Annotated in this window: 22 protein-coding genes; 7 read left to right on the top strand and 15 right to left on the bottom strand. The window is 67.0% G+C overall.

Translation table 11 applies throughout. The annotated features are described in order from the left end of the window. Positions 1 to 200: 200 nt before the first annotated feature. The 6 genes from R5O87_RS19485 to R5O87_RS19510 all read right to left on the bottom strand — a co-directional run bounded on the left by R5O87_RS19485 (position 201) and on the right by R5O87_RS19510 (position 6,170). Positions 201 to 1,250: a glycoside hydrolase family 3 N-terminal domain-containing protein gene (locus R5O87_RS19485; protein WP_410556635.1), complete on the bottom strand. Its 1,050-nt coding sequence runs from the start codon at positions 1,248 to 1,250 to the stop codon at positions 201 to 203. Between the two features lie 698 nt (positions 1,251 to 1,948). After that, positions 1,949 to 2,125, bottom strand: coding sequence for a CsbD family protein (locus R5O87_RS19490; protein ID WP_306925217.1), 177 nt, complete (start codon positions 2,123 to 2,125; stop codon positions 1,949 to 1,951). 106 nt (positions 2,126 to 2,231) lie between these two features. Beyond that, on the bottom strand, positions 2,232 to 3,710 hold the full coding sequence (locus R5O87_RS19495; RefSeq protein ID WP_410556634.1) for a PepSY-associated TM helix domain-containing protein: 1,479 nt from the start codon (positions 3,708 to 3,710) through the stop codon (positions 2,232 to 2,234). A 346-nt stretch (positions 3,711 to 4,056) separates the two neighbouring features. Then, the gene (locus R5O87_RS19500) at positions 4,057 to 4,821 is read right to left on the bottom strand and encodes a YcnI family copper-binding membrane protein (RefSeq protein ID WP_410556633.1); all 765 of its coding nucleotides are present in this window, start codon (positions 4,819 to 4,821) and stop codon (positions 4,057 to 4,059) included. A 117-nt stretch (positions 4,822 to 4,938) separates the two neighbouring features. After that, positions 4,939 to 5,553, bottom strand: coding sequence for a hypothetical protein (locus R5O87_RS19505; RefSeq protein WP_410556632.1), 615 nt, complete (start codon positions 5,551 to 5,553; stop codon positions 4,939 to 4,941). Between the two features lie 101 nt (positions 5,554 to 5,654). Further along, positions 5,655 to 6,170, bottom strand: a complete 516-nt coding sequence (locus R5O87_RS19510) for a copper resistance CopC family protein (RefSeq protein ID WP_410556631.1) — start codon at positions 6,168 to 6,170, stop codon at positions 5,655 to 5,657. A 68-nt stretch (positions 6,171 to 6,238) separates the two neighbouring features. Here R5O87_RS19510 and R5O87_RS19515 point away from each other — a divergent pair, with 68 nt between their 5' ends. The 3 genes from R5O87_RS19515 (at position 6,239) to R5O87_RS19525 (ending at position 7,620) form a co-directional block, all read left to right on the top strand. After that, entirely contained in the window at positions 6,239 to 6,898 is a 660-nt protein-coding gene (locus R5O87_RS19515; RefSeq protein WP_410556630.1) for an LGFP repeat-containing protein, read from the top strand. A 45-nt stretch (positions 6,899 to 6,943) separates the two neighbouring features. After that, positions 6,944 to 7,153 carry a hypothetical protein gene (locus R5O87_RS19520; RefSeq protein ID WP_462836447.1) on the top strand — a complete coding sequence of 70 codons (210 nt, stop codon included), beginning with the start codon at positions 6,944 to 6,946 and terminating at the stop codon, positions 7,151 to 7,153. Between the two features lie 77 nt (positions 7,154 to 7,230). Continuing rightward, complete coding sequence (locus R5O87_RS19525; protein WP_410556629.1) at positions 7,231 to 7,620, top strand: hypothetical protein; 390 nt, start codon at positions 7,231 to 7,233, stop codon at positions 7,618 to 7,620. A 29-nt stretch (positions 7,621 to 7,649) separates the two neighbouring features. Here R5O87_RS19525 and R5O87_RS19530 read toward each other — a convergent pair whose 3' ends face one another. After that, positions 7,650 to 8,342: a potassium channel family protein gene (locus tag R5O87_RS19530; RefSeq protein ID WP_410556628.1), complete on the bottom strand. Its 693-nt coding sequence runs from the start codon at positions 8,340 to 8,342 to the stop codon at positions 7,650 to 7,652. After that, positions 8,335 to 9,858, bottom strand: a complete 1,524-nt coding sequence (locus R5O87_RS19535) for a TrkH family potassium uptake protein (protein ID WP_410556627.1) — start codon at positions 9,856 to 9,858, stop codon at positions 8,335 to 8,337. The genes R5O87_RS19530 and R5O87_RS19535 overlap by 8 nt, the downstream gene beginning before the upstream one ends. Before the next feature lie 405 nt (positions 9,859 to 10,263). Between R5O87_RS19535 and R5O87_RS19540 the strand changes: the two genes are divergently transcribed. After that, entirely contained in the window at positions 10,264 to 12,246 is a 1,983-nt protein-coding gene (locus R5O87_RS19540; RefSeq protein WP_410556626.1) for an APC family permease, read from the top strand. A 398-nt stretch (positions 12,247 to 12,644) separates the two neighbouring features. After that, positions 12,645 to 13,484 carry a phosphatidylinositol-specific phospholipase C/glycerophosphodiester phosphodiesterase family protein gene (locus tag R5O87_RS19545; RefSeq protein WP_410556625.1) on the top strand — a complete coding sequence of 280 codons (840 nt, stop codon included), beginning with the start codon at positions 12,645 to 12,647 and terminating at the stop codon, positions 13,482 to 13,484. A gap of 43 nt (positions 13,485 to 13,527) precedes the next feature. On the opposite strand, the gene R5O87_RS19550 is transcribed toward R5O87_RS19545, so the two are convergent. From R5O87_RS19550 to glgX, 7 genes are all read right to left on the bottom strand, one after another. Next, complete coding sequence (locus R5O87_RS19550; protein ID WP_410556624.1) at positions 13,528 to 14,190, bottom strand: hypothetical protein; 663 nt, start codon at positions 14,188 to 14,190, stop codon at positions 13,528 to 13,530. Between the two features lie 427 nt (positions 14,191 to 14,617). Continuing rightward, a complete protein-coding gene (locus R5O87_RS19555) occupies positions 14,618 to 15,157 on the bottom strand; it encodes a signal peptidase I (protein ID WP_410556623.1) in 540 nt (179 codons plus the stop codon). 8 nt (positions 15,158 to 15,165) lie between these two features. Beyond that, complete coding sequence (locus tag R5O87_RS19560) at positions 15,166 to 15,777, bottom strand: SipW-dependent-type signal peptide-containing protein (RefSeq protein WP_410556622.1); 612 nt, start codon at positions 15,775 to 15,777, stop codon at positions 15,166 to 15,168. 14 nt (positions 15,778 to 15,791) lie between these two features. After that, positions 15,792 to 16,448, bottom strand: coding sequence for a SipW-dependent-type signal peptide-containing protein (locus R5O87_RS19565; RefSeq protein ID WP_410556621.1), 657 nt, complete (start codon positions 16,446 to 16,448; stop codon positions 15,792 to 15,794). A gap of 208 nt (positions 16,449 to 16,656) precedes the next feature. Further along, positions 16,657 to 17,280, bottom strand: coding sequence for a class F sortase (locus R5O87_RS19570; protein ID WP_410556620.1), 624 nt, complete (start codon positions 17,278 to 17,280; stop codon positions 16,657 to 16,659). A gap of 61 nt (positions 17,281 to 17,341) precedes the next feature. Continuing rightward, the gene (locus tag R5O87_RS19575) at positions 17,342 to 18,256 is read right to left on the bottom strand and encodes a hypothetical protein (RefSeq protein WP_410556619.1); all 915 of its coding nucleotides are present in this window, start codon (positions 18,254 to 18,256) and stop codon (positions 17,342 to 17,344) included. A gap of 416 nt (positions 18,257 to 18,672) precedes the next feature. Next, entirely contained in the window at positions 18,673 to 20,838 is a 2,166-nt protein-coding gene (gene glgX, locus R5O87_RS19580) for a glycogen debranching protein GlgX (protein ID WP_410556618.1), read from the bottom strand. 214 nt (positions 20,839 to 21,052) lie between these two features. Between glgX and R5O87_RS19585 the strand changes: the two genes are divergently transcribed. Together R5O87_RS19585 and R5O87_RS19590 are read left to right on the top strand one after the other, a co-directional pair. Further along, complete coding sequence (locus tag R5O87_RS19585; RefSeq protein ID WP_410556617.1) at positions 21,053 to 22,270, top strand: MFS transporter; 1,218 nt, start codon at positions 21,053 to 21,055, stop codon at positions 22,268 to 22,270. Between the two features lie 167 nt (positions 22,271 to 22,437). Continuing rightward, on the top strand, positions 22,438 to 23,985 hold the full coding sequence (locus R5O87_RS19590; RefSeq protein WP_410556616.1) for an ABC transporter substrate-binding protein: 1,548 nt from the start codon (positions 22,438 to 22,440) through the stop codon (positions 23,983 to 23,985). Positions 23,986 to 24,010: the final 25 nt, after the last annotated feature.

The raw sequence follows: 24,010 nt of genomic DNA on the forward strand, positions 1-24,010 counted from the left end.
AGGGCCGCAAGTGTACGTTCGCGCTTCCTGGGCTGGTGTGCAGGCGTGGATTTACCAAAAGTGGCCGCTTCGAGGCCTTCTCGCCTCGCCGCGGTACCAAAAGGGCCGCTTAGAAGCCTCGGCAGGCGGCCCTTTTTGGCAATAACCAGCGGGCAGCCAGATGCAGCCACGCCCTCGAGCCGACCGAACAGTCCCGGCCCCTAATGCCCGGTCTTCACCGTGAGCAGCTTCAGGGCGGCGGCGTTGACGGCGGCGGCGAACGCGGGACTGCGCTGGGCGAGCTGCAGCACCGCGGTGTACATGGTGGGAATGGCTCGGGGGTTGGCACAGAGCAGCATGGTTCCGCCGGCATTGATGAAGCTTGTGGCCCTCGTGCCCAAAGCCCACGGAGCCAGCTGCGCCGCGTCGCAGAGGTCATCGGACATGACGACGCCGGTGAAGTGCAAATCGGTGCGCAGCATGGTCCGCATGATCACAGGGGAGAACGGGGCGATGCGGCCGGCGTCGATACGCGTGTAGTAGGCGCTCGAGACCATGACCCACCGGGTGCCCGCCTGGATTGCTGTCCGGAACGGCAGCAGATACGGGTCGGTACGCGTGGTGACGGTGTCCTTGACGTTGCGGCTCGTATCGGTGTTCAGCGTGACGCGGCCCAGTCCCGGGAAATGCTTGATGACCGGCGCTATGCCCGCCTGACGCATGCCGGCGGCGAAGGCGCCCCCGTGGGCAGAGACTGCCTGCGGAGTGAACCCATATTCGCGGCCAAAGAAACCGATGGGCGCGTTCCGCCGAGCGAACTGTCGGCCCGGCACGGTGTCCATCACGGGCGCCAGGTTCATAGTGAGCCCGGCCGAGCGCAGCTGGCTGCCCCAGACGCGCGCGTTCGCCTGGAGGGCCGCCGTCGTCTGCGTTCCCTGAGCCAGCGCGGTGGGAATGGCCGAGAAGCCGGGGCCGCTGAGGACCTGGACGAAGCCGCCCTCCTGGTCGGTCGCCACCGCGAGGCGGATGCCAGCGGTGGTGGCAGCTGATACGGTGGCGGTCATCCGGCGAACGACAGCCGTCGTCGCCGCGGTGCCCGCGCGGCTCCGCCCCGCAAGATACACATTGCCCACGTGGAACCTGGTCAGGTCGGACATGGTGTTGGCGTCGGCTCCGGTTGCCGCTGCTGCCACCATGAAGAGTTGGCCGACCCGCTGAGCGAGAGTGAGCCGGGCAAGCTGCTGCGCCGGAGTCGGTGGGGCCGCCGTCACAGCAGCGCCATGGTGGACGACGGCATGCCGGACTGTTCGGGGGACTGCTGCGGGCTGGCTCGTCGCGGGCTGGGCCGTTGCGGACGGGTTCTTCGCGGACAGGTCCTTCGCGGGCAGTGCGGTCGCACGAAGTAACTCGGCCGTTGTCGCCGACAGCGACTGACTTGTGGGCCGAGACTGGGGCGGGCCGCCCGCTGCAGACAGAGCGAGCAAAAGCGCGGCTCCCAGGACTGCCAATCTACTCAGATGACGCATGTTCACACGGCTTTGCTGGGGCACTCATATATATCAATGAGGGTACGCCGTTTTCCACCGCCGCGCGGCCGGGGCTGACACCGGGAGGCGTGTGTGGTTAGACTCCCGAGGACGGGTGCTTTTGCCAAAAATGGCCGCCTCCGAAGCACCTGGAGCGGCTCTTTGTGGTAAAACGGCCAAGCGGCGACGCGGGCCGCCGTTTGAATCGCGAGCCGCGTGTCGAAGGGCATGGAAATGCCGCCCTGCGGTGTTGGGGGCCATCGCAGGACGGCATGGATCCACGGTACTTCGCCGCGCTAAGCCGCAACAGCGTTTCACCGGCCAGCGGCGGGAATCTTAACGATTTTTTAACGCCCCCGCGTTTGAAAGGCCGGAGCGTGCGCAGACGCGGCGAGGCCCTGTCCGCTCTTACCGGACAGGGCCTCGAGCTCTCATGCGGGACCTTAATGCCTCCTGAAGGCGTCCTTGATCTTTTCGCCGGCCTGCTTGAGGTCGGCCCTGATGTGGCGGGCCCTGCCTTCGGACCGGAGCCGTTCGTTTCCGCTCGCGCGGCCGGCTGCTTCCTTGCTTCTGCCGTGGAGTTTTTCGGCGGCGTTGTGGATCTTGTCACCCAAACCCATCGTGACCTCCTGTTCGGGAAAGCCGGGCGGCCTGCTGCCGCGGCGGCCACTTTCAGTCTATCGACGGCGGGCCGGGGCGGCCATGCCCACTTTGCGCGCCACGGCGCTACCGTTCCGGTGAGAGTTCCGGTTCCGCTTCCGGTTCCGGCTGCAATGGACGACGACGGCGCCTGGCTCCCGCTATTGCCGTGTCCAGGAGGATGAAGGCGAGCAGGCTCCACCCAAGGAGCGGCAGGAACATGCCCACGAGCACCATCGCCGTGATCGCTGCCAGGACTCCTGCCCAGTGTCCGCGGAGGAATGCTCCCCGCGGTGCCGGCCTGCCCACAGCCCAGGCGCTACCGCGGGTGGGGCGCCGCTTCCACCACATCACGTAACCCCAGACCACCATCGCGGCCAGGCCTGCCGCCACGGTGAGCAGGACCAGCTGGTTCGGCAGGCCGAAGAGCAGGCCCATGTGCGCCGCGATGGCCCAGCGGGTCAGCTTCGCCGGCAGCCCGAAGTCCTTGAAGTCGGCGCGGCTGGTGACCTGCTCGGCCGCCGGGTCGATGGCCACAGCGCTGGCGGTGGCGGGCCATTCCCTGCCGGCCTCGGTGACCGTCCAGGCTTTGCCCTCGGCGGCGGGCGGCTTGATGTCGACCATGGGGGCGGTGATGATGTCAGCCCGGGCGATCCGCTGGACGGTATCCCAGGCCGCCGGATCGGCTGCCGCGCTGACGGGTGCCGACGCCGGGCCGTGACCGGAATGGTCACCGGCCGGTGTGGACGCCGGACCGTTCAGGGACGTGGAAACGGTGGGCGTCAGCCAGCCGAGGCTGGTGCGCAGCGCGGTGATGTTCTCGCCTGCGCTGGCGGACCAGGTCAGGCCGGATGCGGAGAGGAACAGGACGGCGGCGAGCAAGACGGTGCCGGTGGTGCCGTGGAGCCAGACCGTCCTGGCCCGGCCGGAAGCCGGGCGGGCCTTCGGGGGTGCTGTCCGGCGTCGTCGGATCCTGTCGATCCACAGACCCAGCCCGCCAATCGAGACCACCCACAGCCAGGAGGCGGCGAGTTCGCTGTAGACGCGGCCGGGCTCGCCGAGGTTCAGGGAGCGGTGGAGGTTGGAGATCCAGGTGCGCATCGGCAGCGCGCCGCTGCTGCCGTAGGTGGTGAGGTCCCCGCGGATTTCGCCGGTGCCGGGGTTCACGAAGATGGTCCGGTTTTCGGACTCTTCCAGCGAGGGGTCTGCGAAGAGGACGCGGGTGGTGTCCTCGGGGCCGGGTGCCGGGCGGACGGTGACAGGTGTGGCGCCGCCGGCGGAGCCGATGGCTGCCTTCACCTGGGCCGAGAGCGGCAGGGGATTCGTGACCGCGGGGACGTGCAGTTCCTTGGCGTAGACGGCCTGTTCCAGTTGCGGCGTGACGGCGTACAGGCCGCCGCTGAGCGCCGCGACGAGCAGGAAGGGGCCGGCGAGGATGCCGACATAGAAGTGGAGCCGGAGCAGGAACGCCCGGAACCATCCGCGGCCCTCCGGTGCATTGCCGGCGGGGGCGGTGGCCGGCGGAGATGTTTGTGTGGACGTTTGGGGGTCGGCTAATACAGTCATGGTTTTGTCTTTCGAGTCTTTGGCTGCGCTGCTGCGCTGTGCGCGCGTTATGGCCCGCAGGCACGTCCCCGCTGGAACGGCCCGGTCGGCCCGCGGCCGGGCGCTACGGCATCGGCGTAAGCGCCCCGAAGCAATGGCGCCGGCGCCGCGACCCGAATCCAGGCAGATAGCCAACCGGGGCTCAACGCAGCTGGGCAGAACGAAACAGGGCAGGGCGAAGCCGTGCAGAACGAAACAGGGCAGTGAATCAGCGCAGCGCGAAGCGTTTCGGGAGCGCGAAGCAACCTCCCGCCCGGTCAACCGGGCGGGAGGCGCTCAGCGAAAAGGTTGTTGAAGCGTTGGCCGGTTACCGCTTGCTGGCGCGGGTCCGGGCCAGCGCCGTCACGCCCGCGGCGAGGCCGATCAGTCCCGCGGCCAGCCCGACCCATCCCGCGGTGTCGCCACCGGAGGAGGAAGTCGAAGAGGCCGGCGCCACCGCCGAGGCCTGTGTGGCTGCCGGGCTCGCCTCTGCGTGGGCGCCCTCGCTTTCGGCCGCAGTGGTGACGAAGGCCGGCGCCGGGTGGGACTCTTCAGCTTCCGAGGCCGGCGCGGTCGAGGACGTTGACGCGTGCTGGTGCTCGGCAGCGTCGGCCCAGTTGACGGTGGTCCCGTCCGTGTAGCCCTGCGCCGCGGGCAGGGTCACCGTGGTGCCGGCTGCGGGGAGGCGGCCGACGGACAGGGTGAACATCTGGAACTGGTGCTGCCCGATCTGGTGCGCGGCGTCAGCCGTCCAGACCACGCTGGTGGGTGCCTTGGTCACGGTGGCCCCGGCCACCTCCACCGGCTTGGGCAGCGTGGTGGTGATGAGCTGGGCCTTCCATCCCTCGATGGGCAGGACCGAAACGGAGGTCAGCGGCGTGTCGGTGGGGAGCTTCACCTCGAGCCGGTTGGTCTTGGCGGTATCGGACTCGTTGGGGACGCTGAAAGTGAGCTTGGTGAAGCCGCCCTCCGAGGTGGCGGACGGGTCGACGGTGACGTGGGCGGAAGCCGCGGCCGCGCCGGCGGCCAGGAACCCGGCCGCCAGGGTGGCGGCTGCGGTGGTCTTGAGGGTACGGCGAAGGGAGGTATTCATGGCGGGAGTGCCTTTCACAAGTTTTTTTTGGGGTCAGGAAAAGCAGGCCAGGAGGCCTGTCCGGGAAGCGGAAGAACCGCCGTCGGAAGTTCCTGCCAGTTGTGAAAGGAACTGTCTCTACGCGGCGGCGGCGAGCAGCGGAGGGCCGCGGCGGGACGGCAGGCGCAGCGAGTGATGCTTGGGCGGAAGAACCGCGGCAACCGCGCCTGTGGAGGGGGCACGGACGGGAACGACGACGGACGGTTCGGGAACCCGGAACAGCGGACCCAGCCAGTCGGCCAGTGCCGCGAGGGCCCGCTCGCCGTGCGCAAGCACCAGCGCCGTGGCCAGTGTGGCGACAGCGTGGGCAGCGAACATGAGTCCGTCAGGTGCAGCCCCGTGGACCGGGGCGGACATCAACAGCGCCACGTGGTTCAGCGGCGCCGGCGTGTGTCCGGCGTGCCCGGACAGCGTGGCCATGGAAATCGCCGTCGACGCGTCTGCGGACATGGCGTCGAACGCCAAGTGAAGCCAGGCCTGCCCGCCACCCACCAGCCCGATCAGAACCGGCAGCGACAGCTTGAAACGGGTGAGGGCCGCGACCGGAAGCATGGTCACGGCACACAGGGCAGCGAGGATCGCCGGCATGGGCAGCTGGCCGCCGCCGGCAAGGTGCCCGCCGGCGGCCAGGCCCAGGACGATGGATCCGATCAGCCCGGAGCGGAACAGGCGAAAGGAGGCATGCGGCTTCACGGACTGTCCTTTCTCCTGGACGACGACATTGGCTTCAGCAGTAAAACCTACTGTACGGCTTGTTTTGTGACAGGCACCACAGTGTGGGCATTCATGACGCATCATTGCCGGGCCCCGTTTCCATCATCGCGCTTCCCTCCGCGGGGGTTCCGGCGGACGTAGCGCCCGGTCATCAGCGCTCCCGCCGCGAGCACGGCCTCGCCGCCGGTGGGGTGGGAATCCGAGGACACGATGCGCCACTCGACCGTGTACCGGCCGGCAGGAGCCCCGGCCTTCACTGCCTGGGCAAAGTGGTTGTCCTCGATGACCACCGGTCCGAGGGACTGGCTGGTGCCGGTTTCGTCCTTGACCAGCACCTCCGCGCCGAGGGCGATGGGCGTGTTGTTCAACGTCAGCTTGACCGCCGCAGGAACCGAGGCAACGGTGGACCCGTCGGCGGGCTCAACTTTTTCGACGGCGTCGTGCGCGTTTGCGGGTGCCAGCGGGGTCAGCGACATCAGGGCCACCAGTGCCGCGGCGGCCAAACTGCCGACGGCGATGCGCAGCGCACCGAGGGGCTGCAGCACGCGGAATTGGAGCAGCGCAAAGAAACGGTGCAGCATGCGCCGAAATTTCATAGCTGCCCCTTTCGAACAAGGCCCCGGTGGGTTCATTCCGACGCTAGGGAGAGCGGCGTGGAAAAACCTTGGATGGCGGCAGCAGTGCGTCTCCGAAGGCCGCCACGGATGGGTGGGCCATCGGCCTTAATCCGTCGGGATACACGGGCCACCAGCGCGGTTTCGTCGTCTATTCGCCGTCGACCGGCGCCCAGGTCTCACGCGGCGCCATCCGCACCACCTACTCGAAGCTCGGATACGAGAAGGGCAAATTCGGATACCCGGTCTCGGGCGAATTCAAGAGCGGCATCGCCTTCGACAACACCGTCTACCAGCAGTACCAGGGCGGCTGGATCACATGGGCTGCACCGCTCGGCGCATACCCCATTTCGGGTGCCATCAGGAGCCGCTGGCAGGCAGGCCAGGGCAAGTACGGCGGGTTCAACGCGGCCCAGACCGACGAGATGACGGGACTCAAGGGTGGCGGCGCAGGACAGCGGTTTAATGGCGGACTGATCTACTGGTCCCCCAAGACCGGAGCACGCGGCATGGATGGTCCCATCGGCTCGGTGTGGCTCCAGGATGGCGCGGACAAGAGCAGGCTCGGGTACCCAGTCACGGAAGAGTACGCCACCCCAAACGGGGGACAGGCCCAGAGCTTCCAGAACGGCGTGATTGTCTATACCAACAGGAACGTCTCCATCCTGTCCGGTGCCATCGGACGGAAGTACTTCGCGGAGGGCGGCTAAACCAGCGGCCTGGGGTTCCCCACCGAGCGGCGTGAAACCACTGGCCTGCGGGCCGGCGGAGCCTCACAGTCGTTCGACAGGGGTGCCATTGTCTGGTCCGCCATGACCGGGGCGCAGGTGTCCAAGGGCGCCATCCGCACCGCCTGGCTGAAGAACGGCGCCCAGGACGGCAGAGGTCCTCCCCGGCATGCCGCACACCACCAACTGAGAGGTGCGTTCGCGGGCGCAGCCGGAAACCGGGATGACTCACAGTAAACACCCGCCCGAAACGTCCCAGAAAACATCGTGGTGCAGGCTGGTCCCATCAACATTCCGATGGAGGGGGACCGGCTGTGAACGAAAATGCGACGCTTGAAGTGCAGTCCAGCGCCGAGCTGGCAATAGGCGACCAGGTCGAGGCCTGGCACCGCGGACGGCTGGCGCATCAAGGGACGGTGAGCAGTACCTTCCGGGACATCGACCTGTTCTGGATCATCGACGCCCGGACCGGCACCCGCCGGCTGCTGGATCTTGAGCAGCTCAGCGTGCGGCGGGTGCCGGCCGGAAAGGCCGCATCCGCCGTCGGGCATTCCACGGTTCCCGGGCATTCCGCGGGTGCCGGGAAACTGAAGTCCGACGGCGGGAAGCCGGCAAACGCCGTCGGCCAGCCTGCGGTCCGCCGGCGGAAGCCCGTCAGAAGCCTGAGCCAGGTGGTCTTTATCGAGGCGCCGGCCACGCGGTAGCCAGCCAGGACGGGCAGCCCGGGTAGGCCCTACGGCATGTTGCTGAACCGCTCCGCCTGGGTCTTGCTGCCCTGCACGATGATCTGGTCGTCGTCGTACAGGACGGTCTGCGCGGTGGTGTGGCCCCAGGTGCCGCCGGGGCGCTTGACCGCCACGATGGTGATGCCGTACTTGTCGCGCAGGCCCAGCACGCCGAGCGGGCGGTCGCGGGCCTCGGTGGGCGGGCTGGTGCGGATCATGACGAAGTCGTCCTCGAACTCGACGTAGTCCAGCAGCGAGCCGCGGACCAGGTGGGCCACGCGCTTGCCCATGTCATGCTCGGGGCGGATCACGTGGTCCACGCCGAGCTGGTTGAGGATTTCGGCGTGCGGTTCGCTGATGGCCTTCGCCCAGATCTGCGGTTTCTTGAACGTGAGCAGGCGCGATGTGGTGAGGATGCTCGCCTCGATGTCGCTGCCGATGCCCACCACGGCGCGGTCGAACTCGTGGACGGAGAGCTGGCGCAGCACCTCCTCCTTGGTGGAGTCCGCCCGGACCACGTGGGTGAGCCGGCCGTTGTAGGACTGGACGGTCTCCTCGCTGGAGTCGATGCCCAGCACCTCGGTGCCCTGCGCCTCGAGCTCCAGGGCCAGCGACCCGCCGAAGCGGCCCAGCCCGATGACCACCACCGTGTCAGCCGGCGCCCCGGATTCGGGGGAACGGGAGAAGAAGTTCTTAGCCAATGAGGGGCCTTTCCTTCGGGTATTCGTAGAGAAGCGGGCGTTCGCGGAGCGCCAGCGCGGCGCCAAGCGTCACCGGGCCGAGGCGGCCGATGAACATGAGCAGGATCAGGACCACCTGCCCGGCCGGCGGCAGGGCGGCGGTGATGCCGGTGGACAGCCCCACCGTGGCGAACGCGGAGATCACCTCGAACAGGATCCGCTCCTGGCCGAAGTCGGTGATGATCATGAGGAACATCGTGGAGCCCACCACCAGCCCGATGGCCAGCAGCACCACGGTGATCGCCTGCCGGTGCACGGCGCGGGAGAGGCGCTTGCCGAAGATGTTCACGGCCGTGCCGCCCTGCAGCTCCGTCAGCAGGATGAAGAACAGGACACTGAAGGTGGTGATTTTCAGGCCGCCGGCGGTGCCGGCCGGGCCGCCGCCGATGAACATCAGGATGTCCATGCCCAGCCAGGACACCTCGTGCATGTGCCCGATGTCGATGCTGTTGAACCCGGCCGTGCGGGTGATGACGGACTGGAAGAATCCGGCCAGGATGCGTTCGCCCGGTTTGAGCGTGCCGAGGGTTGCCGGGTTGGACCATTCGACGGCGGTGATGAAGACGGTGCCGCTGACGAGGAGGACGGCGGTGCCCATCAGGACCAGCTTGGTGTTCATACTCCAGTGGATGGGCCGCTGGTACTGCCGCCGGAGTTCGAACAGCACCGGGAAGCCGAGACCGCCGATGATCACCGCGGCCGCGATGGGCAGGCAGATCCACGGGTCGCCCGCGAAGCCGATGAGGTTGTCCGTGTGCAGCGCGAACCCGGCGTTGTTGAACGAGGAGACCGAGTGGAAGATGCCGTGCCACAGCGCGCGGCCGGGTTCGTAACCGTAGCCCGCTACGAGCCTGGCGGCCAGGATTCCCGCGAGCACGATCTCCACGGTGAGGCTGATGGCCAGCACGCCGAGCAGCACGCGGCGGACGTCGCCGAAGCCGGTGCTCTTGATTTCCGCCGCTGCTGAGAGCCGTGAGCGCAGGCCCAGCCTCCGGGCCATGAGCACCCCCAGCAGCGTGCCGAAGGACATGACCCCGAATCCGCCGATCTGGATCAGGGCCATGATCACCACCTTGCCGAAGCCGCTCCAGTACACCGGGGTGTCCACGGTGATCAGCCCGGTGACGCACACCGAGGACGTGGAGGTGAACAGGGCATCGAGGAAGGGTGCGCCGCCGGGGCCGTTCCGCGAGACCGGTAGCATGAGCAGCCCCGTTCCGACGGCGACGGCGGCGGCGAACCCGAGCACGATCACCTGCGCCGGGTGCTGGGGTGCGAAGACGTTGAGGATGCGCGGGAAGACTTTGGAGCCGCCGGACCACAGCCCGCTGAAGCCGCGGTCCGCCGTCGTACTGTCGGGCCTGGCCGACTGCCTCGCCGTTTTGGCCGCGGTTTTCGCCGCGAGCCTGGCCGTTTTGGCTGCCGGACGGGCGTTCCTGCCCGCAGGCCGGGCCTTCGGGTCAGGAACGTCGCGCATACGCGTCACGCTACCACCGCGGAATTCCCCGGAGCCGGTGTGAAGGGCAAGGCGTTAAGAAAGCGTTAAGATCCCCGGTTTTGGCGCTTTTCGGATTCCGGCCGGTGCTAGGCTCCCGTGGTCATCAGCAAACTGCCCATATGAATCGAAGGACCCCGTGGCCACCTCAAGCACGCAAGGCCGTGTCCTGCCATGCTGACCCAAAGTGCCCCGTTGCTGTGGCTGATCCTCGGGATCGCCGTAACCGGCTACATGATCTACCGGCTCATCAGAGCAACGAAGTAGCCCCCGCCGTCGGACGCCTCTCCCGCAGTCCGGCGGCGGGTAAGCCGCTCCCGGCCCGCCCTCCCGCCGCTCGACGGCGGCCCGAAGGCGGACCTTCCCCAAAATCCAGAAAGACACTTCATGACCGCACCAGCCCAATACTCCGTTCCGGCCAGCGTGCCCAACCCAGAGCGGGAGAACGGCCCCGGCGGCGCGTTCACGCGGTGGCTGCTGGAGCACAAGGTGCACCAGCCGGTGGGGCCGGAATCCGAGGAGGGCACGGGGCACCAGCAGAGCTGGTGGAAGGTCATGTGCCTGACCGGCGTGGACTACTTCTCCACGCTGTCCTACCTGCCCGGCATCGCCGCGCTCGCCGCCGGCGCGCTGTCGCCGCTGGCCACCCTGCTGATTGTGGCCCTGACGCTGCTGGGCATGCTGCCGATGTATCGGCGGGTGGCGCACGAGAGCCCGCACGGGCAGGGGTCCGTGGCCATGCTCGAGAACCTGCTGCCGTTCTGGCGCGGGAAGGTGTTCGTGCTGGTGCTGCTCGGGTTCGTGGCGACGTCGTGGATCATCACCATCACCCTGTCCGCCGCCGACGCCACGGTGCACATGCTGGAAAACCCGTACCTGCCGCCGTTCCTTGAAGGCCAGGCCGTGCCCATCACCGTGGTGATGCTGCTGATCCTGGGCGGGGTGTTCCTGCTGGGCTTCTCCGAGGCGGTGGCCGTGGCCATTCCGCTGGTGGGCGTCTTCCTGCTGCTGAACGCCGTCATCATCGGCACCGGAATTTACGACGCCGTCACCCAGCCGGGTGCCGTCGCCGCCTGGATGGCTTCGCTCGGCTCCTTTGGCGGCGGCATTGGGAACATCGCCGGGCCGGCGATCCTGGCGTTCCCGCTGCTGGTGCTGGGCCTCTCCGGATTCGAAACCGGCGTCAGCATGATGCCGCTGGTCAAGGCGTCCGGTGCCACGCCGGAAGAGACTCTGCAGAACCGGATCCGCAACACCCGCAAGCTCCTGACGACGGCGGCCGTGGTGATGAGCGTGTACCTCATCGGCAGCAGCTTCGTAACCACCGTGCTGATCCCCGCCTCGGCTTTCCAGGAGGGTGGGCCGGCCAACGGCCGTGCCCTCGCGTACCTGGCGCACGAGCGGCTCGGCAACGGCTTCGGCTCCGTCTACGACATCAGCAGCATCCTGATCCTGTGGTTCGCCGGCGCCTCCGCGATGGCCGGGCTGATCAACATCGTGCCCCGCTACCTGCCTTCGTACGGCATGGCTCCGGACTGGTCCCGCGCGGTGCGGCCCGTGGTCCTCGTGTACACGGCCATCAGCATCCTCATCACCCTCGGCTTCAAGGCAGACGTCAACGCCCAGGCCGGAGCATACGCCACCGGGATCCTGTTCATGATGGTCTCCGGGGCGGTGGCCGTGAGCATTTCCGCCGCACGCAAGAAGAAGCGCGGGGCCGCCGTCGGCTTCACCGTCCTGACCCTGGTGATGCTCTACGCCCTGGCGGAGAACGTGATCGAGAAGCCGGACGGCCTGGCGATTTCCGGGTTCTTCATCCTGGGCATCGTGGTGGTTTCGCTGGTGTCCCGGGTCTCGCGCACTACCGAGCTGCGGGTGGACCGGATCGAGTTCGACGAGGCCGCGCGGCGCTTCGTGACGGACACCATCGACTACGACGGGCGGATCAACATCATCGCCAACCGCCCGCAGGCCAGGGACGCCAAGGAGTATGCGGAGAAGGAGGCTGCGCAGCGGGAGAACAACCCGGTTCCCGGCACCGCCGACGTGATGTTCCTCGAGATCGACATCACGGACCCCTCCGGCTTCAGTGACGTGCTCACGGTGCGCGGCGTGGAGGTGGCCGGCCACCGCGTCCTGCGCGCCACCAGCCCCGCAGCGCCGAACGCCATCGCGGCGATCCTGCTGGCCCTGCACGCCGCCACCGGGGTCAAGCCGCACGCCTACTTCGAGTGGGCCGAGGGCAACCCGCTGGCACACCTGATGCGCTACCTGCTCCTGGGCCGCGGCGACACTGCCCCCGTGGTCCGCGAGATCATCCGCGAAAACGAGCCCGACCCCGCCCGCCGCCCCGGCATCCACGTCGGCTAGCCCGCGGGACGCCCTCTCCCTTCCTGCCGGTTTTCCCCCGACCCTCTATCACTTCCTGCCGGTTTTTCCCCGACCCTCTATCGGTTGCTGCCGGTTTTCCCCCGACGCTCTATCGGTTGCTGCCGGTTTTCCCCCGACGCTCTATCACCGGCTGATCGAGCTTGTCGAGATCAAGGGGTCCGGCCCCCTGGTTTCGACAGGCTCGATTAACGGCGCACGCTCAACCAACGGCTTGCGCCCCGATCAACCCGGGGCACGACACATCCTGTTCACCGCAGCGTCAGGCGGCGGTGGGCAAGCGTTAGCTGCCGGCGGGCAGGGTGGTGGGGCACGCCGTCGGACGTTCCCCATCCGGGAAGCGGCGGCTGCGTCCCCCAACCGCACTGAAGGAGAACCCTGTGCTGCTCAAAAGCACCGTCACCGCCCTCGTCGCCCTAACGGCGCTCGCCGGAATCGCCGCCCCGTCCACCGCGGCGCCCGATGCGGGCGTCGTACTGGGGGAGCCGCATGCCGCAGCGCACGCGCACAACGACTACGAACACGACCGCCCGCTGCTGGACGCGCTGGAACACGGGTTCACGAGTGTGGAGGCGGATGTCTGGCTGGTGGACGGCGAGCTGCGCGTGGCGCACGACCTCGCGGACGCGCGCGCCGGCGTCACCCTCGAAAGCCTCTACCTGGACCCGCTGGACAAGCTCGTCCGGCAGCAGGGCCACAGCGTCTACCCGGGCTGGGACGGCAGCCTGCAGTTGCTGATCGACATCAAGAGCGACGGCGAAACGACCTATGCGGCCGTCGAGAAGGAACTTGCCGAGCACCCGGCGCTGATGACGCGCTACGCCAACGGAAAGGTTTCCGCCGGGCCGGTCACGGCCGTCATCAGCGGCAACCGCCCGCTGGCGACGATGCAGGCTGCGGACAGGAGGTTCGGTTTCTACGACGGCCGCTCGTCGGATCTGGCTTCGGGGATGCCTGCTTCACTGATGCCGCTGGTCAGTGACAACTGGACCAAGCTATTCACGTGGCAGGGTGTCGGGCCGATGCCGGAGGCCGAGCGCGCGAAGCTGCGTGCGTATGTGGACACGGCCCACGCGAACGGGTACCGGGTGCGGTTCTGGGCGACGCCGGACCAGCCGGGGCCGGCGCGCGATGCGATGTGGACCGAGCTGCGCAATGCCGGCGTTGACCACATCAACACGGACGACCTTCCCGCGCTGGATGGGTTCCTGAGCAAGTAGCTCGTCTTTTTCCGGCCGCGTCCGGGAGGTGGGGGCCGGGAGTTTACTGCTCCCGGCCCTCGTCGTCGGGTCTTTCGGTAGCGTTCCTGGCCAGCTTTACCGCGGTGGCGCTCATCTCGTCCGAGAGGCGGACGACGTCGTGCATTCCGCCCAGCCTGCGGTCCTGGCTGAAAGCGGTGATGGCTGTTCCCGAGTCGGTGGCGTTGAGGAAGAAGTGGACTGGTGCCCTGCGCTTCATGTGCGGAGCTGCGCCGCGGTGCCACCAGTCCTCGGATTGCCACTCCTTGCCGAGCTGGACCCAGACGGTCTTGCCGATGACGCGCGCCTCCGTGCCGGGCTGTTGAAACAGCCGGACCAGAACGTCCTGGGCCTGGGCGGGAGACATGTCTGTCTCCCAAGCCTCCTCGTTCATGAAGCGGGTCGTGGCGGTGCTGCGCATGATGCCGGCGGGGAGCGGGACCGGCTGGTACAGGACAGCGCCGTTCGTCCAGAGGACCACAAGGAACGCGCCGCCTCCATACAGGAAGATGTTGGGAACCAGGTTGAGCGGGAAATTCTCCGCCCTGTCGAAGAGGAACTGGAGCAGGAGCCACACGGCGAAGAATGTGAGACCGGCCCAGAACCTCCGACGGCGGGAGTTCAGGAAGAGCAATGCCTTCTGTTTGCCGGTGAGGGGCTCGCGGGCTGGGTCGTTGGTGTCCGTCATACGCTGCAGCTAGTTCCGATTAGGAGGACGCTGCTGATAGTGCCGGTCGTGCTGGCTGTCCAACCGCCCGGTCCCATGGCCGTTAAAGTTACGGTGCTCTCGCCCAACGCTAAGAGGTCCGGCGCGACGGTGAACGATTCAACGTCTGCCGCTTTGTAGTTCGGTCCGGACACGGTTGTCCCGCCTCGGCTTAGGGTCCATGAATACCCGGATCTCGGCAGGCCGCCTGTCGGCGTTCTCCACCTGAAAATAAAGCCGAGTCCATCTCTGCTGCAGTCCGTCCACGCTGGTTTCATCACTGTTCCAGCCTGCAACGTCGCTTGAGCGTGCTGCGGCACCGTCCATGCCGCCGTCGTCGGCTCCGGCCGTGCGACAACCAGGGCCGCCGTCAGAGTGAGCAGTCCGACGACGGCGATCCGCTGCCGCTTCATGTCGCCGCTTCCCGGCGCCCGCTTTCATCCCGACGACGGCGGGGCTCATCCCGCGGCCAGAAAGCCCACGTCACCACGACCGCCATCACGACCGTAAGGCCGCCCAGCACCAGCGGGTTATTTGCGGCGTTGACGGTGTAAGCGAGCTCCGGCACTGACCACAGAACGATCCGCACGGTCTGGACTTCGTAGGGAAGGGGATCGTCGGTTGGGTTGGCGTCGCCGCGCATCGTGATTTTGGCTGCGCCGCCTTCAGCCGGCGAAACAGATGTAACGCGGTGCGTCACGGGCAGCGCCGACGTGCGGTCTATCGTGACGACGTCGCCCACGCGCGCTTCAGAGGCCGGGATCTTCTTAACGACGGCGAGCGAGCCCGCCGGGATGGTCGGGCTCATGGAGCCGGTCTTAAACATGATCAAGGTGATCTGGAAGTAGAACGCAAGGATCACCAGGATGATGCAGACGGTGCCGCCAAGTGCGGCCACGTTCAGGAGGGCATTGCCGATCCGGTTGCCTCCGCTGGCCTTTTGATTCACGATCCCCCCTAGTCCGATGTTCCGGTGAACAGCCAGCTCACTGTTGCCGACTTGCCCTGGAAGCTGTTGTCCGCGCCGGTCTTGATTCGGACGTCGAAGCAGTAGCGCAACGGGCTGTTTCCTGCGGCGGCGATCGGTGAACTCACCGTCGGAGTCCCCACAGCAGACGCCGCCAGATATGCCGACGACGACCCGGCGATAAACGTAGGCGCGCCGGAAAACGCACTGGCGTCACATGTCGTCGCAGCAGATGTCAGCACCGCCCGGTACTCAAGCTGAGGCGACAGGTCACCAACCGGCGTCGAACTCGTCAGAACAACGATTCCACCTACCGTTGATCCCACGGTGGTGCGGATATTGAGCCATGAGTAGCCCGATGCGCCAGGTGACAACCCGGTCGCGTTCACAGTGAGTGATGCGTCCGTCGCAGAAGTGCTGTCACGCCAGTCTGTGGTCTGGGTGCTGGACTCAAGGCGGAATGTGCTGGCGGTGAATGTGCCCGCCGCATGCTCGGAGTCAGTCCACGAGGCAAAGGTGACGCTGGCGCCCACGCCAAGGACGAGGGCACCAGCCAGTACTGCGCGTATACGGGTGAAAGTACGGTGATGTAACTGTTTCACGCGTCCGCGAATTCTTACGGGGTCGACGTTGCGACGAATTTCCACGTCGCAGTGACGGCTTTGCCTTGGGGTAGATCGGCATCTGCCTTTACCTTGATGCAGACGAAGGTGCTGGCACCTGCTGCAGTAGTGCCGTTAACTTCTTGGGGCTTTGCAAGGACAAAAGGGGTCACTACGGGTGTGGCTCCGAAGGCAGTCCCTGCAGCCACGATTGTCGTGCCCGTTGCATCGGGCGTGCATGCTGCAATCGAGTCGACCTTGATGATGCCATAGCTCATTTTTCCGGCGGTGGTGGCGTCTCCGCCCGCGACGGCTTCTGCCGCTCCTACGGAGGCTGCATAGGTTGATTTCTCGTCGAGACGAAGGGCATATGCTGCGGCGACGGTCTCGTTGGCGCTGAGATTGTCGTAGTTTGTGGAGAAGCTCAAGTTCTCCTTGTCATCAGCGGTCGAGTGCTCGGCAAAATCGACTCCATTCGTGCTGCCTTGAACATTGAAACCGCCTGACTTGAAGTCGCCAAAGACGAACTCGGAGTCGTTCCAGGCGGCGAGCGTAACGGCAGCCCCAATGCCGAGAACAAGGCCGCCGGCCAGAATTGCTTTGGCCTTTCTGCGCTTCGATTTGTCCGCAGTCGGCGGAGTCGTGGCAGGCGTGATTTCGGTTGTGGACATAGTTTCCCCCCAGGAAGTTTTTTGTCGGATTTTTGCAACCGAACTAATACTGTCACGGTGCTCTCACTTGCCTGCTGTATCCAGCCCAGCATTGCCGCAGGATTCGATCAATATTGAATCAAGCTTGCTTCGGAGGGAGCGTCCAAGGACAAGCGGCGAAACGTGAGCGAGCGTCCGGCCAAAAGCGGTAACAAATGAGAGAGCATCGCTACGGGGCGGGGGAGGCCGTGACCACCACGTTCTTGCCCCACGGGTCCTCGGTGTAGCAGCTGATCAGCACCACGCGGTTGGGCACCACGTTCCAGATGTCGCTGTCCTTGAGGGTGTTCTTGTCGTGGGTCGTCACCGAATCCACGACGTACTTCAGCGCGCCCTTCGCCGTGGTGACCGTGACCGCCTTGCCCACGAGCGATTCGTCGCTGAGGCGGTTGAACGGGGCATCCCGGCCGTCCCAGCTGTGCCCCACGATGTACGTCGTATTCGCCGACCCCGCCCCCGGCACGCCGTAGCTCGTCAGCCAGTACGCGTCGAGGGTCAGCGGCGGAACCAGCGATTCCGAAGCCAGATCGTCCGCAGTCGGCGTCAGCGGAAGGACCCGCACGTTCAGATCGGCGGCCGCGATTGACACGGCCGTCGGCGCCGCCGCCAGCGGAGGCACCGGCTTGCGGGCTACGGCCGTGGCGCTCGGCGAACCCGCCGTTGAGGGTACTAATGAAGGCACGACGGCGGTGCTGCCGCCGCCGGTCGGGGGGCCGCCGCCGGTGGGGGGAACAGCGTTCGACGGCGCCAGGAAAAGAGCGGCCGCCAAACCCGCCGCAGCAACTGCGGGCACGGCAAGCCAGCGGCGGCGGTCGGGCCGGCGCCGGCTTGGGGAGGTTGGCGGAACCACGTGCCTAGCCGCGGCTGCGCTCCAGGCGGCGCATCCTCATGGCAACCGCCGTGGGCACGGCGATGCCCGCCGCCAGGAGCCCGGCGAGGAGCGCCAGCCCCGGATGGACCTCCGGCTTGGCTTCCGCAGCGGTCTGTACGTTCAGGCCCCTGTTCGTGGTGGCCAGCGCAGTGCCGCCCCCGGCAAGGGTCACGTCGGCCGCGCCGGCGACGGCCGGCGTCGTGCTTCCCGGAACAGTCCCCGGACCGGTGACCGGCGGTGTTCCCGGTGCTATCACCGGCGGCGTGACCGGACCAACGCCCGTCGAGTCCGGATCGCAGGCTGCGAGGAAGGCCTCGAATAGGCCTGCAAGGCCGTTGGCGGTGGCTTCGTCGAGCGAGACGGCGGCCAGCGCGGCGTCGAAATCAGCGGCCGCAGCGTCGGCGGCGTCCAGGGCCGCGACGATCTCCGGCGTGTTGGTGGCTGCGTCGTACACCGCAGTCAGGTCCGTCACCGCTTTCTGTGCTGCCTCTTCGGCCGCCTCGGCTGCTTCCGTGGCCTCCTGCGCAGCAGTGATGGCCGCCGGATCACCAGAATCTTCGGCTACCTCCTCCGCCTCTTCAGCAGCTGCGGTCGCTGCGATGGCGTCGTCCAGGGCTGCCTGTGCAGTGGCAAGTTCGGCAGCGGGGACTGCTCCGGCCGCTTCGACCAACGCACGGTAACTGGCGTCGGTGTCAGCCGCCACTGCCGCTTTTGATTCGAGATCGGCCACGGTGGCCTCGGTGATGCCGGCGGCCGAAAGTGCGGCCTCAAACTGTGTGGAAGCCTGCACGCAGGCAGGGTCACCGGGTGCTGCGGCGGCTGTGGGAGCCGCAAGGAAGAGTCCGCCAGCGACTACGGCCGCGGACGAGCCGGCGGCGACCCATTTGGATACGGTCATGTGTGCGTCCCCCAAACACGAAGTGGCCGCCGGGACAGCCCCGGCGGTTCAGCCGCGGCAGAGCGGCTCGTCGCTGCTGCGCTGAAGATTCAGGCTGGGCCAGGCGGGAGACGCTCGTACTGCTCATCATCCGGATTACGACGGCGAGACCCCAGTTTTACCTGAATGCCACCCGGAAGATTGCTGTGAGAGTAAAAATACCTACCGATGTCGGCCGTGGCAAACGTCACAGACCTGCTTCGGCATTCGGACCGCCGGTCGCAGCTGAACAGTGCATGGCGGGCTCCGTAGTGGCGCCGTCGGCGCCTTGGTCCTTTCGCGCCATTGGCCCCTGTAGTGAGAGGGCGTTCGGGGGAAATCGGCAGGTAGTGAGAGGGGGTTGGTCCAAAACGTGCAGGTAGTGAGAGGGGATCGGGTTAGGCGGGGCCGGGGGACTGGAGGCCGGGCGCCACGGAGAGGTTGGGTTCGGGCTGGGCCAGGTCGCGGGCGCGGAGCACTGCCATGGACTTGGCTGCCACCTTCAGCACCGAGCCGGCGTCGATCGGGCCGCGTTCCATTCCGGTGCCGGCCGTGTTGATCACCATGTCCCATGCCTCGGCGAACTCACCGGACGGGAGCGTGAACTTGATGTCGTCGTCGTGCGCATTGAAGTACAGCAGGAAGTTCACGTCCGTGATGCGGCGGCCGCGGTCGTCCCGGCCCTGGATGCCGTCGCCGTTGAGGAACACCCCGATGGTCCGGCCGAAGCCGCGGCCCCAGTCCTCGGGGAGCATCTCCATGCCCTCCTCGTTCAGCCACACGATGTCCGGCAGCTTCTCGCCCTTGCCGCGCCGCACCGGCCGGCCGTCGAAGAATGTGCTGCGCCGGAACGTGGGGTGCTTGGCACGGAGCCGGTTGACCGCGGACGTGAAGTCCATGAGCGGCATGTCGATGGCGTCCCAGTTGACCCAGCTGAGCCTGGAGTCCTGGCAGTAGACGTTGTTGTTGCCCTGCTGCGTCCGGCCGAGTTCGTCGCCGTGCAGGATCATCGGCACGCCCTGCGAGAGCAGCATCGTGGCGATGAAGTTGCGCTGCTGCCTGGCCCGGAGCGCCAGCACCTTCGGATCGTTCGTGGGGCCCTCGACGCCGCAGTTCCACGAGCGGTTGTGGGATTCGCCGTCGCGGTTGCCCTCGCCGTTGGCCTCGTTGTGCTTCTCGTTGTACGAGACCAGGTCCCGCAGCGTGAAGCCGTCGTGCGCCGTGACGAAGTTGATCGAGGCCACCGGCCGCCGCCCCGACCGCTCGTACAGGTCGGCGGAGCCGGTCAGCCGGGACGCGAACTCGCCCAGCGTTGCCGGTTCGCCGCGCCAGAAGTCACGCACGGTGTCGCGGTACTTCCCGTTCCACTCCGTCCACTGCGGCGGGAAGTTGCCCACCTGGTACCCGCCCGGCCCGACGTCCCACGGCTCCGCGATCAGCTTCACCTGCGACACGATCGGGTCCTGCTGCACCAGTTCGAAGAACGTGGAGAGCCGGTCGACGTCGTAAAACTCCCGGGCCAAGGCGGCGGCGAGGTCGAAGCGGAACCCGTCCACGTGCATCTCCGTGACCCAGTACCGCAACGAGTCCATCAGCAGCTGCAGGGAATGCGGCTGCCGGACGTTCAGCGTATTTCCGGTGCCCGTGTAGTCGACGTAGTACTGCTTGTCGTCCTCCAGCAGGCGGTAATACGCGGCGTTGTCGATCCCCTTGAAGCTCATGGTGGGACCCAAATGGTTTCCTTCCGCCGTGTGGTTATAGACGACGTCGAGAATCACCTCGATCCCCGCACGGTGCAGTGAGCGGACCATCGCCTTGAAGTCCTGCACCTGCTGGCCCATCTGGCCGATCGAACTGTACGTGTTCTGCGGCGCGAAGAACCCGATGGTGTTGTAGCCCCAGTAGTTGCTGAGGTTCTTTTCCTGCAGCGTCCCGTCGTTGACGAACTGGTGCACCGGCATCAGCTCGATGGCCGTGATGCCCAGCCGCTGCAGGTGCGCAATGACGGCGGGATGGGCGACGCCGGCAAACGTGCCGCGCTGCTCCTTGGGCACCTCGGGGTGCAGTTCGGTGAGTCCCTTGACGTGTGCCTCGTAGATGACGGAGCGGTGGTAGGGGATCCGGGGCGGCCGGTCCCCGGCCCAGTCGAAGAATGGGTTGATCACCACGCCCAGCATCGTGTGCGGCGCCGAATCCTGGTCGTTCCGCGAGGACGGATCGCCGAAGTTGTAGGAGAACATGGCCGGGTGCCAGTGCACCTGTCCGGCGACGGCCTTGGCGTAGGGGTCCAGCAGCAGCTTGTTGGGGTTGCAGCGCTGGCCCTTGGCGGGGTCATACCGGCCGTGGACCCGGTACCCGTACTTCTGCCCGGGCTGGATCTGGGGCAGGTAGCAGTGCCACACGTACCCGTCCGCCTCGAGGAGCTCCACGCGCGTTTCGGCGCCGTCCCCGGCTATCAAACACAGCTCGACGGCGGTGGCCGCCTCGCTGAAGAGCGCGAAGTTTGTCCCCATCCCGTCAAAGGTCGCACCCAGTGGATACGCGCTGCCCGGCCAGACTTCCATGATCACTCCTGCGTCTGTTCAGTTTTTCCGAACCATACTCGATGTCCGGTTGGGGTCCGCGCGCCTCGCCCTGACTCAAGGCTAAGCACCCTGATTAGTTTCGCCAAGGTCTGGTTGAAATCTGTGACGCTGTAAATCAAATTGTTTGTGATTCTGGCCTCGCGGAACCAAGGTTTCCGCGGTCCGGACCGGGCGCGGACCTAGGATGAGGGGGATGACTCCACCGAACAGCCCGCCGCCCTTCAGTCTCCGCGGCATTGCTGTTCCGGCATTCGGCCCCGCCCTCCTGTTCAGCGTTGGCCAGGGCGCGATCCTGCCGGTGGTGGCGTTGTCCGCCGTCCAGCTGGGTGCTTCCGTTGCCGTGGCCGCCTTGATCGTCACGCTCATCGGGCTCGGTTCGTGGTTCTTCAACCTGCCCGCCTCGATGATCACGCTGAAGTTCGGCGAACGCTGGTCCATCGTGGGCGCGGCCGCCGCCGGCGCGCTGGCCCTGCTGGCCGCGGGGGTGTCGCTGGTGATCGGCAACGGACTCTGGCTGCTCGCGGTGGCGATGGCCGTCGTCGGGATGTCCGCCGCCGTCTTCAGCCTGGCCCGGCAGAAGTACCTCACCGAGGCCGTGCCGGTGGAGTTCCGCGCCCGCGCCCTGTCCACGCTGGGCGGCGTGAGCCGGATCGGTGTGTTTATCGGGCCGTTCATCGGCGCCGCGGCCATCGCCCTTGTCGGCATCAGCGGCGCGTACTGGGTAGGCGTTGCCGGCATGGCCGCTGCCGCCGTGCTCGCCGTCACCGTTCGCGACCTGGTAGCGGTGGGCGGGTCCGATCCCGATGACACGAGGCCAGAGCCTACGCTGCGCGGGGTGGCCGTCTCGCACGCGGGTGTCTTCCTGACTGTCGGAATCGGCATCCTCCTGCTTAGCGCGCTGCGCGCCTCCCGCCAGGTGGTGATCCCGCTGTGGGCCGACCACCTGGGCCTTGATCCCACGCACGCCTCCCTTGTCTACGGGCTCTCCGGCGCAATCGACATGCTGGTCTTCTATCCCGCAGGGAAGGTGATGGACCGGCGCGGGCGGCAGTGGGTGGCCATCCCGTCCACGCTGATCATGGGCGTGGCGCTGGTGCTGATCCCGCTGACCGCCGGGTTCACCAGCCTGCTGCTGGTGGCCCTGCTGATCGGCTTCGGCAACGGGATCAGCTCCGGACTGGTGATGACGCTGGGCGCCGACTTCTCGCCCGACCGCGGCCGCGGGCAGTTCCTGGGCCTCTGGCGGTTCATGGCCGACGCGGGAACAACAGGCGGCCCCGTGCTTCTCTCCGCGGTGACGGCGGTAGCCTCCCTTGGCGCCGGCGTGACGGCCACAGGCGTACTGGGGTTCGCGGCGGCAGTCGTGTTCGCCGTCGTGCTTCCTCGACTCAGGCACCGCCGCAACTACTGACGCGGGCTGTGCCAATCGAATACTGGAAACCGACTGATATATTACGACGCCGAGCGGCCCGGTTTGGGTCGGGAAGTTAGGTTAGCCTACACTCAGCTTGGCCCATCTCGGCCGTTCCGGTTTCGGCCTGCCGCGCGCGCAGGCATTCATAACTAGGTGGTTTACCGTTGCGCTTTTCCTTCCCGCTGTCCGTGTCCGTGGGACTCGTGGCGCTTCTCTCCCTCTCCGCCTGCGGCTTCAGCGGCGAAGCCGGCAAATCCAGCCAGGCGGCCGACCTTAACCAGCGGATCGTCGTCGACAACTTCCGCGCACCCGTGGCGGACTGGGCGCTGGAGAGCGACGCCGCCTACATCCTCTCCCTGTCAGGCTGCCTCGAGACCCTGACCCGCTACGACGAGACGCAGGGCAAGATCGTGCCCTCGCTCGCCACGGAGTGGAAGCAGGTCTCCCCGCTGGAGTGGGACTTCACGCTCCGCAAGGGCGTCAAGTTCCAGGACGGCGCCGCGCTCGACGCCAAGGCGGTGGTGACCTCGTTGCAGAACGTCCTCGACGCCGATGTTCCTGCCCGCGCCTTCAGCCCCAAGGTGGTCAAAACCGTCAAGGCCATCGACGAGAACACCGTCCGGGTAACCACCCCCACCGAGAGCCCGCTGGTGCCCTACCGGCTGGCCAGCGTGAACACCGGTGTCCTGTCTCCGGCCGCCTTCAAGGGCGGGACCGTCGATCCGTTCGGCCACTGCACCGGCCCGTTCAAGCCCGTCTCCGAGAAGCCGAAGCAGTCCCTGACGCTGGACCGCAACGAGGACTACTGGGGCGGCCAGGTCCAGCTCGCCGGCGCCGAGGTCCGGTTCATCACGGACGGAGCCACCCGCACCGCACAGGTCCAGACCGGCGAGGCGGACGTGTCCCTGTCCATCCCGGTCTCCGGCCTGGCTGCCCTGGAGTCGGACTCCAAGGTGAAGGTCCTGAAGGCGGATTCACCCCGGACCGCCACGCTGTACATGAACAACGGCAAGGCCCCGTTCGACAACGTCGACTTCCGCAAGGCGGTCCGCTCGGCTCTCGATCTGGACGCCCTGGCCGCCAGTGTCTATGAGGGCGCCGCGATCCCGGCCACCGGACCGTTTGCCCCCTCGGAGCCGTGGGCCATCAAGGGTGCGGAGACGCCGAAGCAGGACGTGGACGCCGCGAAGAAGCTGCTCGCTTCCGCCGGGTACACCGCCGGCCGCCCGCTGGAGATTGTCGCGATCGTGGAACGCGCGGAGTTCGCGGACGTGGCCACCGTCATCCAGGAAAACCTGAAGGCCGTGGGTGTCCCGGTGAAAATCGTGACCAAGGAATACGCCGCCGTCGAACCGGACCTGCTGTCCGGCAACTACGACATGGTGCTCAGCCAGCGCAACCGCCTGATCGACATTGCCGACCCCATCGGCTTCCTCACCGCGGACTACACCTGCGATGGAACCTACAACCTCAGCCACTTCTGCAACGCTGAGTACGACAAGAAGATCGCGCAGGCGGCCACGACGGCCGACGCCGAGGCGCGCTACAAGCTCTACGCCGAAGCCGGCCAGATCCTCCAGGACCAGGCCGTGAACGTGTGGCTGGTCAACGAGCAGGCCATCGACGCCGTCCGCACCGACCTGCAGGCGCACGTCCAGGACCCGCTTGCCCGCTACGTGCTCCGCGCCGAATCGGCCAAGTCCGGATCGTGACGCCACGCCTCAAGGGACCTGACCC

This window comes from Arthrobacter globiformis (assembly GCF_046536215.2).
Taxonomy (GTDB): domain Bacteria; phylum Actinomycetota; class Actinomycetes; order Actinomycetales; family Micrococcaceae; genus Arthrobacter; species Arthrobacter globiformis_E.

Coding starts and splice junctions, on each gene's coding strand:
- R5O87_RS19495 (WP_410556634.1), bottom strand. CDS start 3,710: ATGACTGTATTAGCCGACCCCCAAACGTCCACACAAACATCTCCGCCG.
- R5O87_RS19585 (WP_410556617.1), top strand. CDS start 21,053: ATGACTCCACCGAACAGCCCGCCGCCCTTCAGTCTCCGCGGCATTGCT.
- glgX (WP_410556618.1), bottom strand. CDS start 20,838: ATGGAAGTCTGGCCGGGCAGCGCGTATCCACTGGGTGCGACCTTTGAC.
- R5O87_RS19510 (WP_410556631.1), bottom strand. CDS start 6,170: ATGAAATTTCGGCGCATGCTGCACCGTTTCTTTGCGCTGCTCCAATTC.
- R5O87_RS19490 (WP_306925217.1), bottom strand. CDS start 2,125: ATGGGTTTGGGTGACAAGATCCACAACGCCGCCGAAAAACTCCACGGC.
- R5O87_RS19575 (WP_410556619.1), bottom strand. CDS start 18,256: ATGACCGTATCCAAATGGGTCGCCGCCGGCTCGTCCGCGGCCGTAGTC.
- R5O87_RS19565 (WP_410556621.1), bottom strand. CDS start 16,448: ATGTCCACAACCGAAATCACGCCTGCCACGACTCCGCCGACTGCGGAC.
- R5O87_RS19540 (WP_410556626.1), top strand. CDS start 10,264: ATGACCGCACCAGCCCAATACTCCGTTCCGGCCAGCGTGCCCAACCCA.
- R5O87_RS19550 (WP_410556624.1), bottom strand. CDS start 14,190: ATGACGGACACCAACGACCCAGCCCGCGAGCCCCTCACCGGCAAACAG.
- R5O87_RS19535 (WP_410556627.1), bottom strand. CDS start 9,858: ATGCGCGACGTTCCTGACCCGAAGGCCCGGCCTGCGGGCAGGAACGCC.
- R5O87_RS19500 (WP_410556633.1), bottom strand. CDS start 4,821: ATGAATACCTCCCTTCGCCGTACCCTCAAGACCACCGCAGCCGCCACC.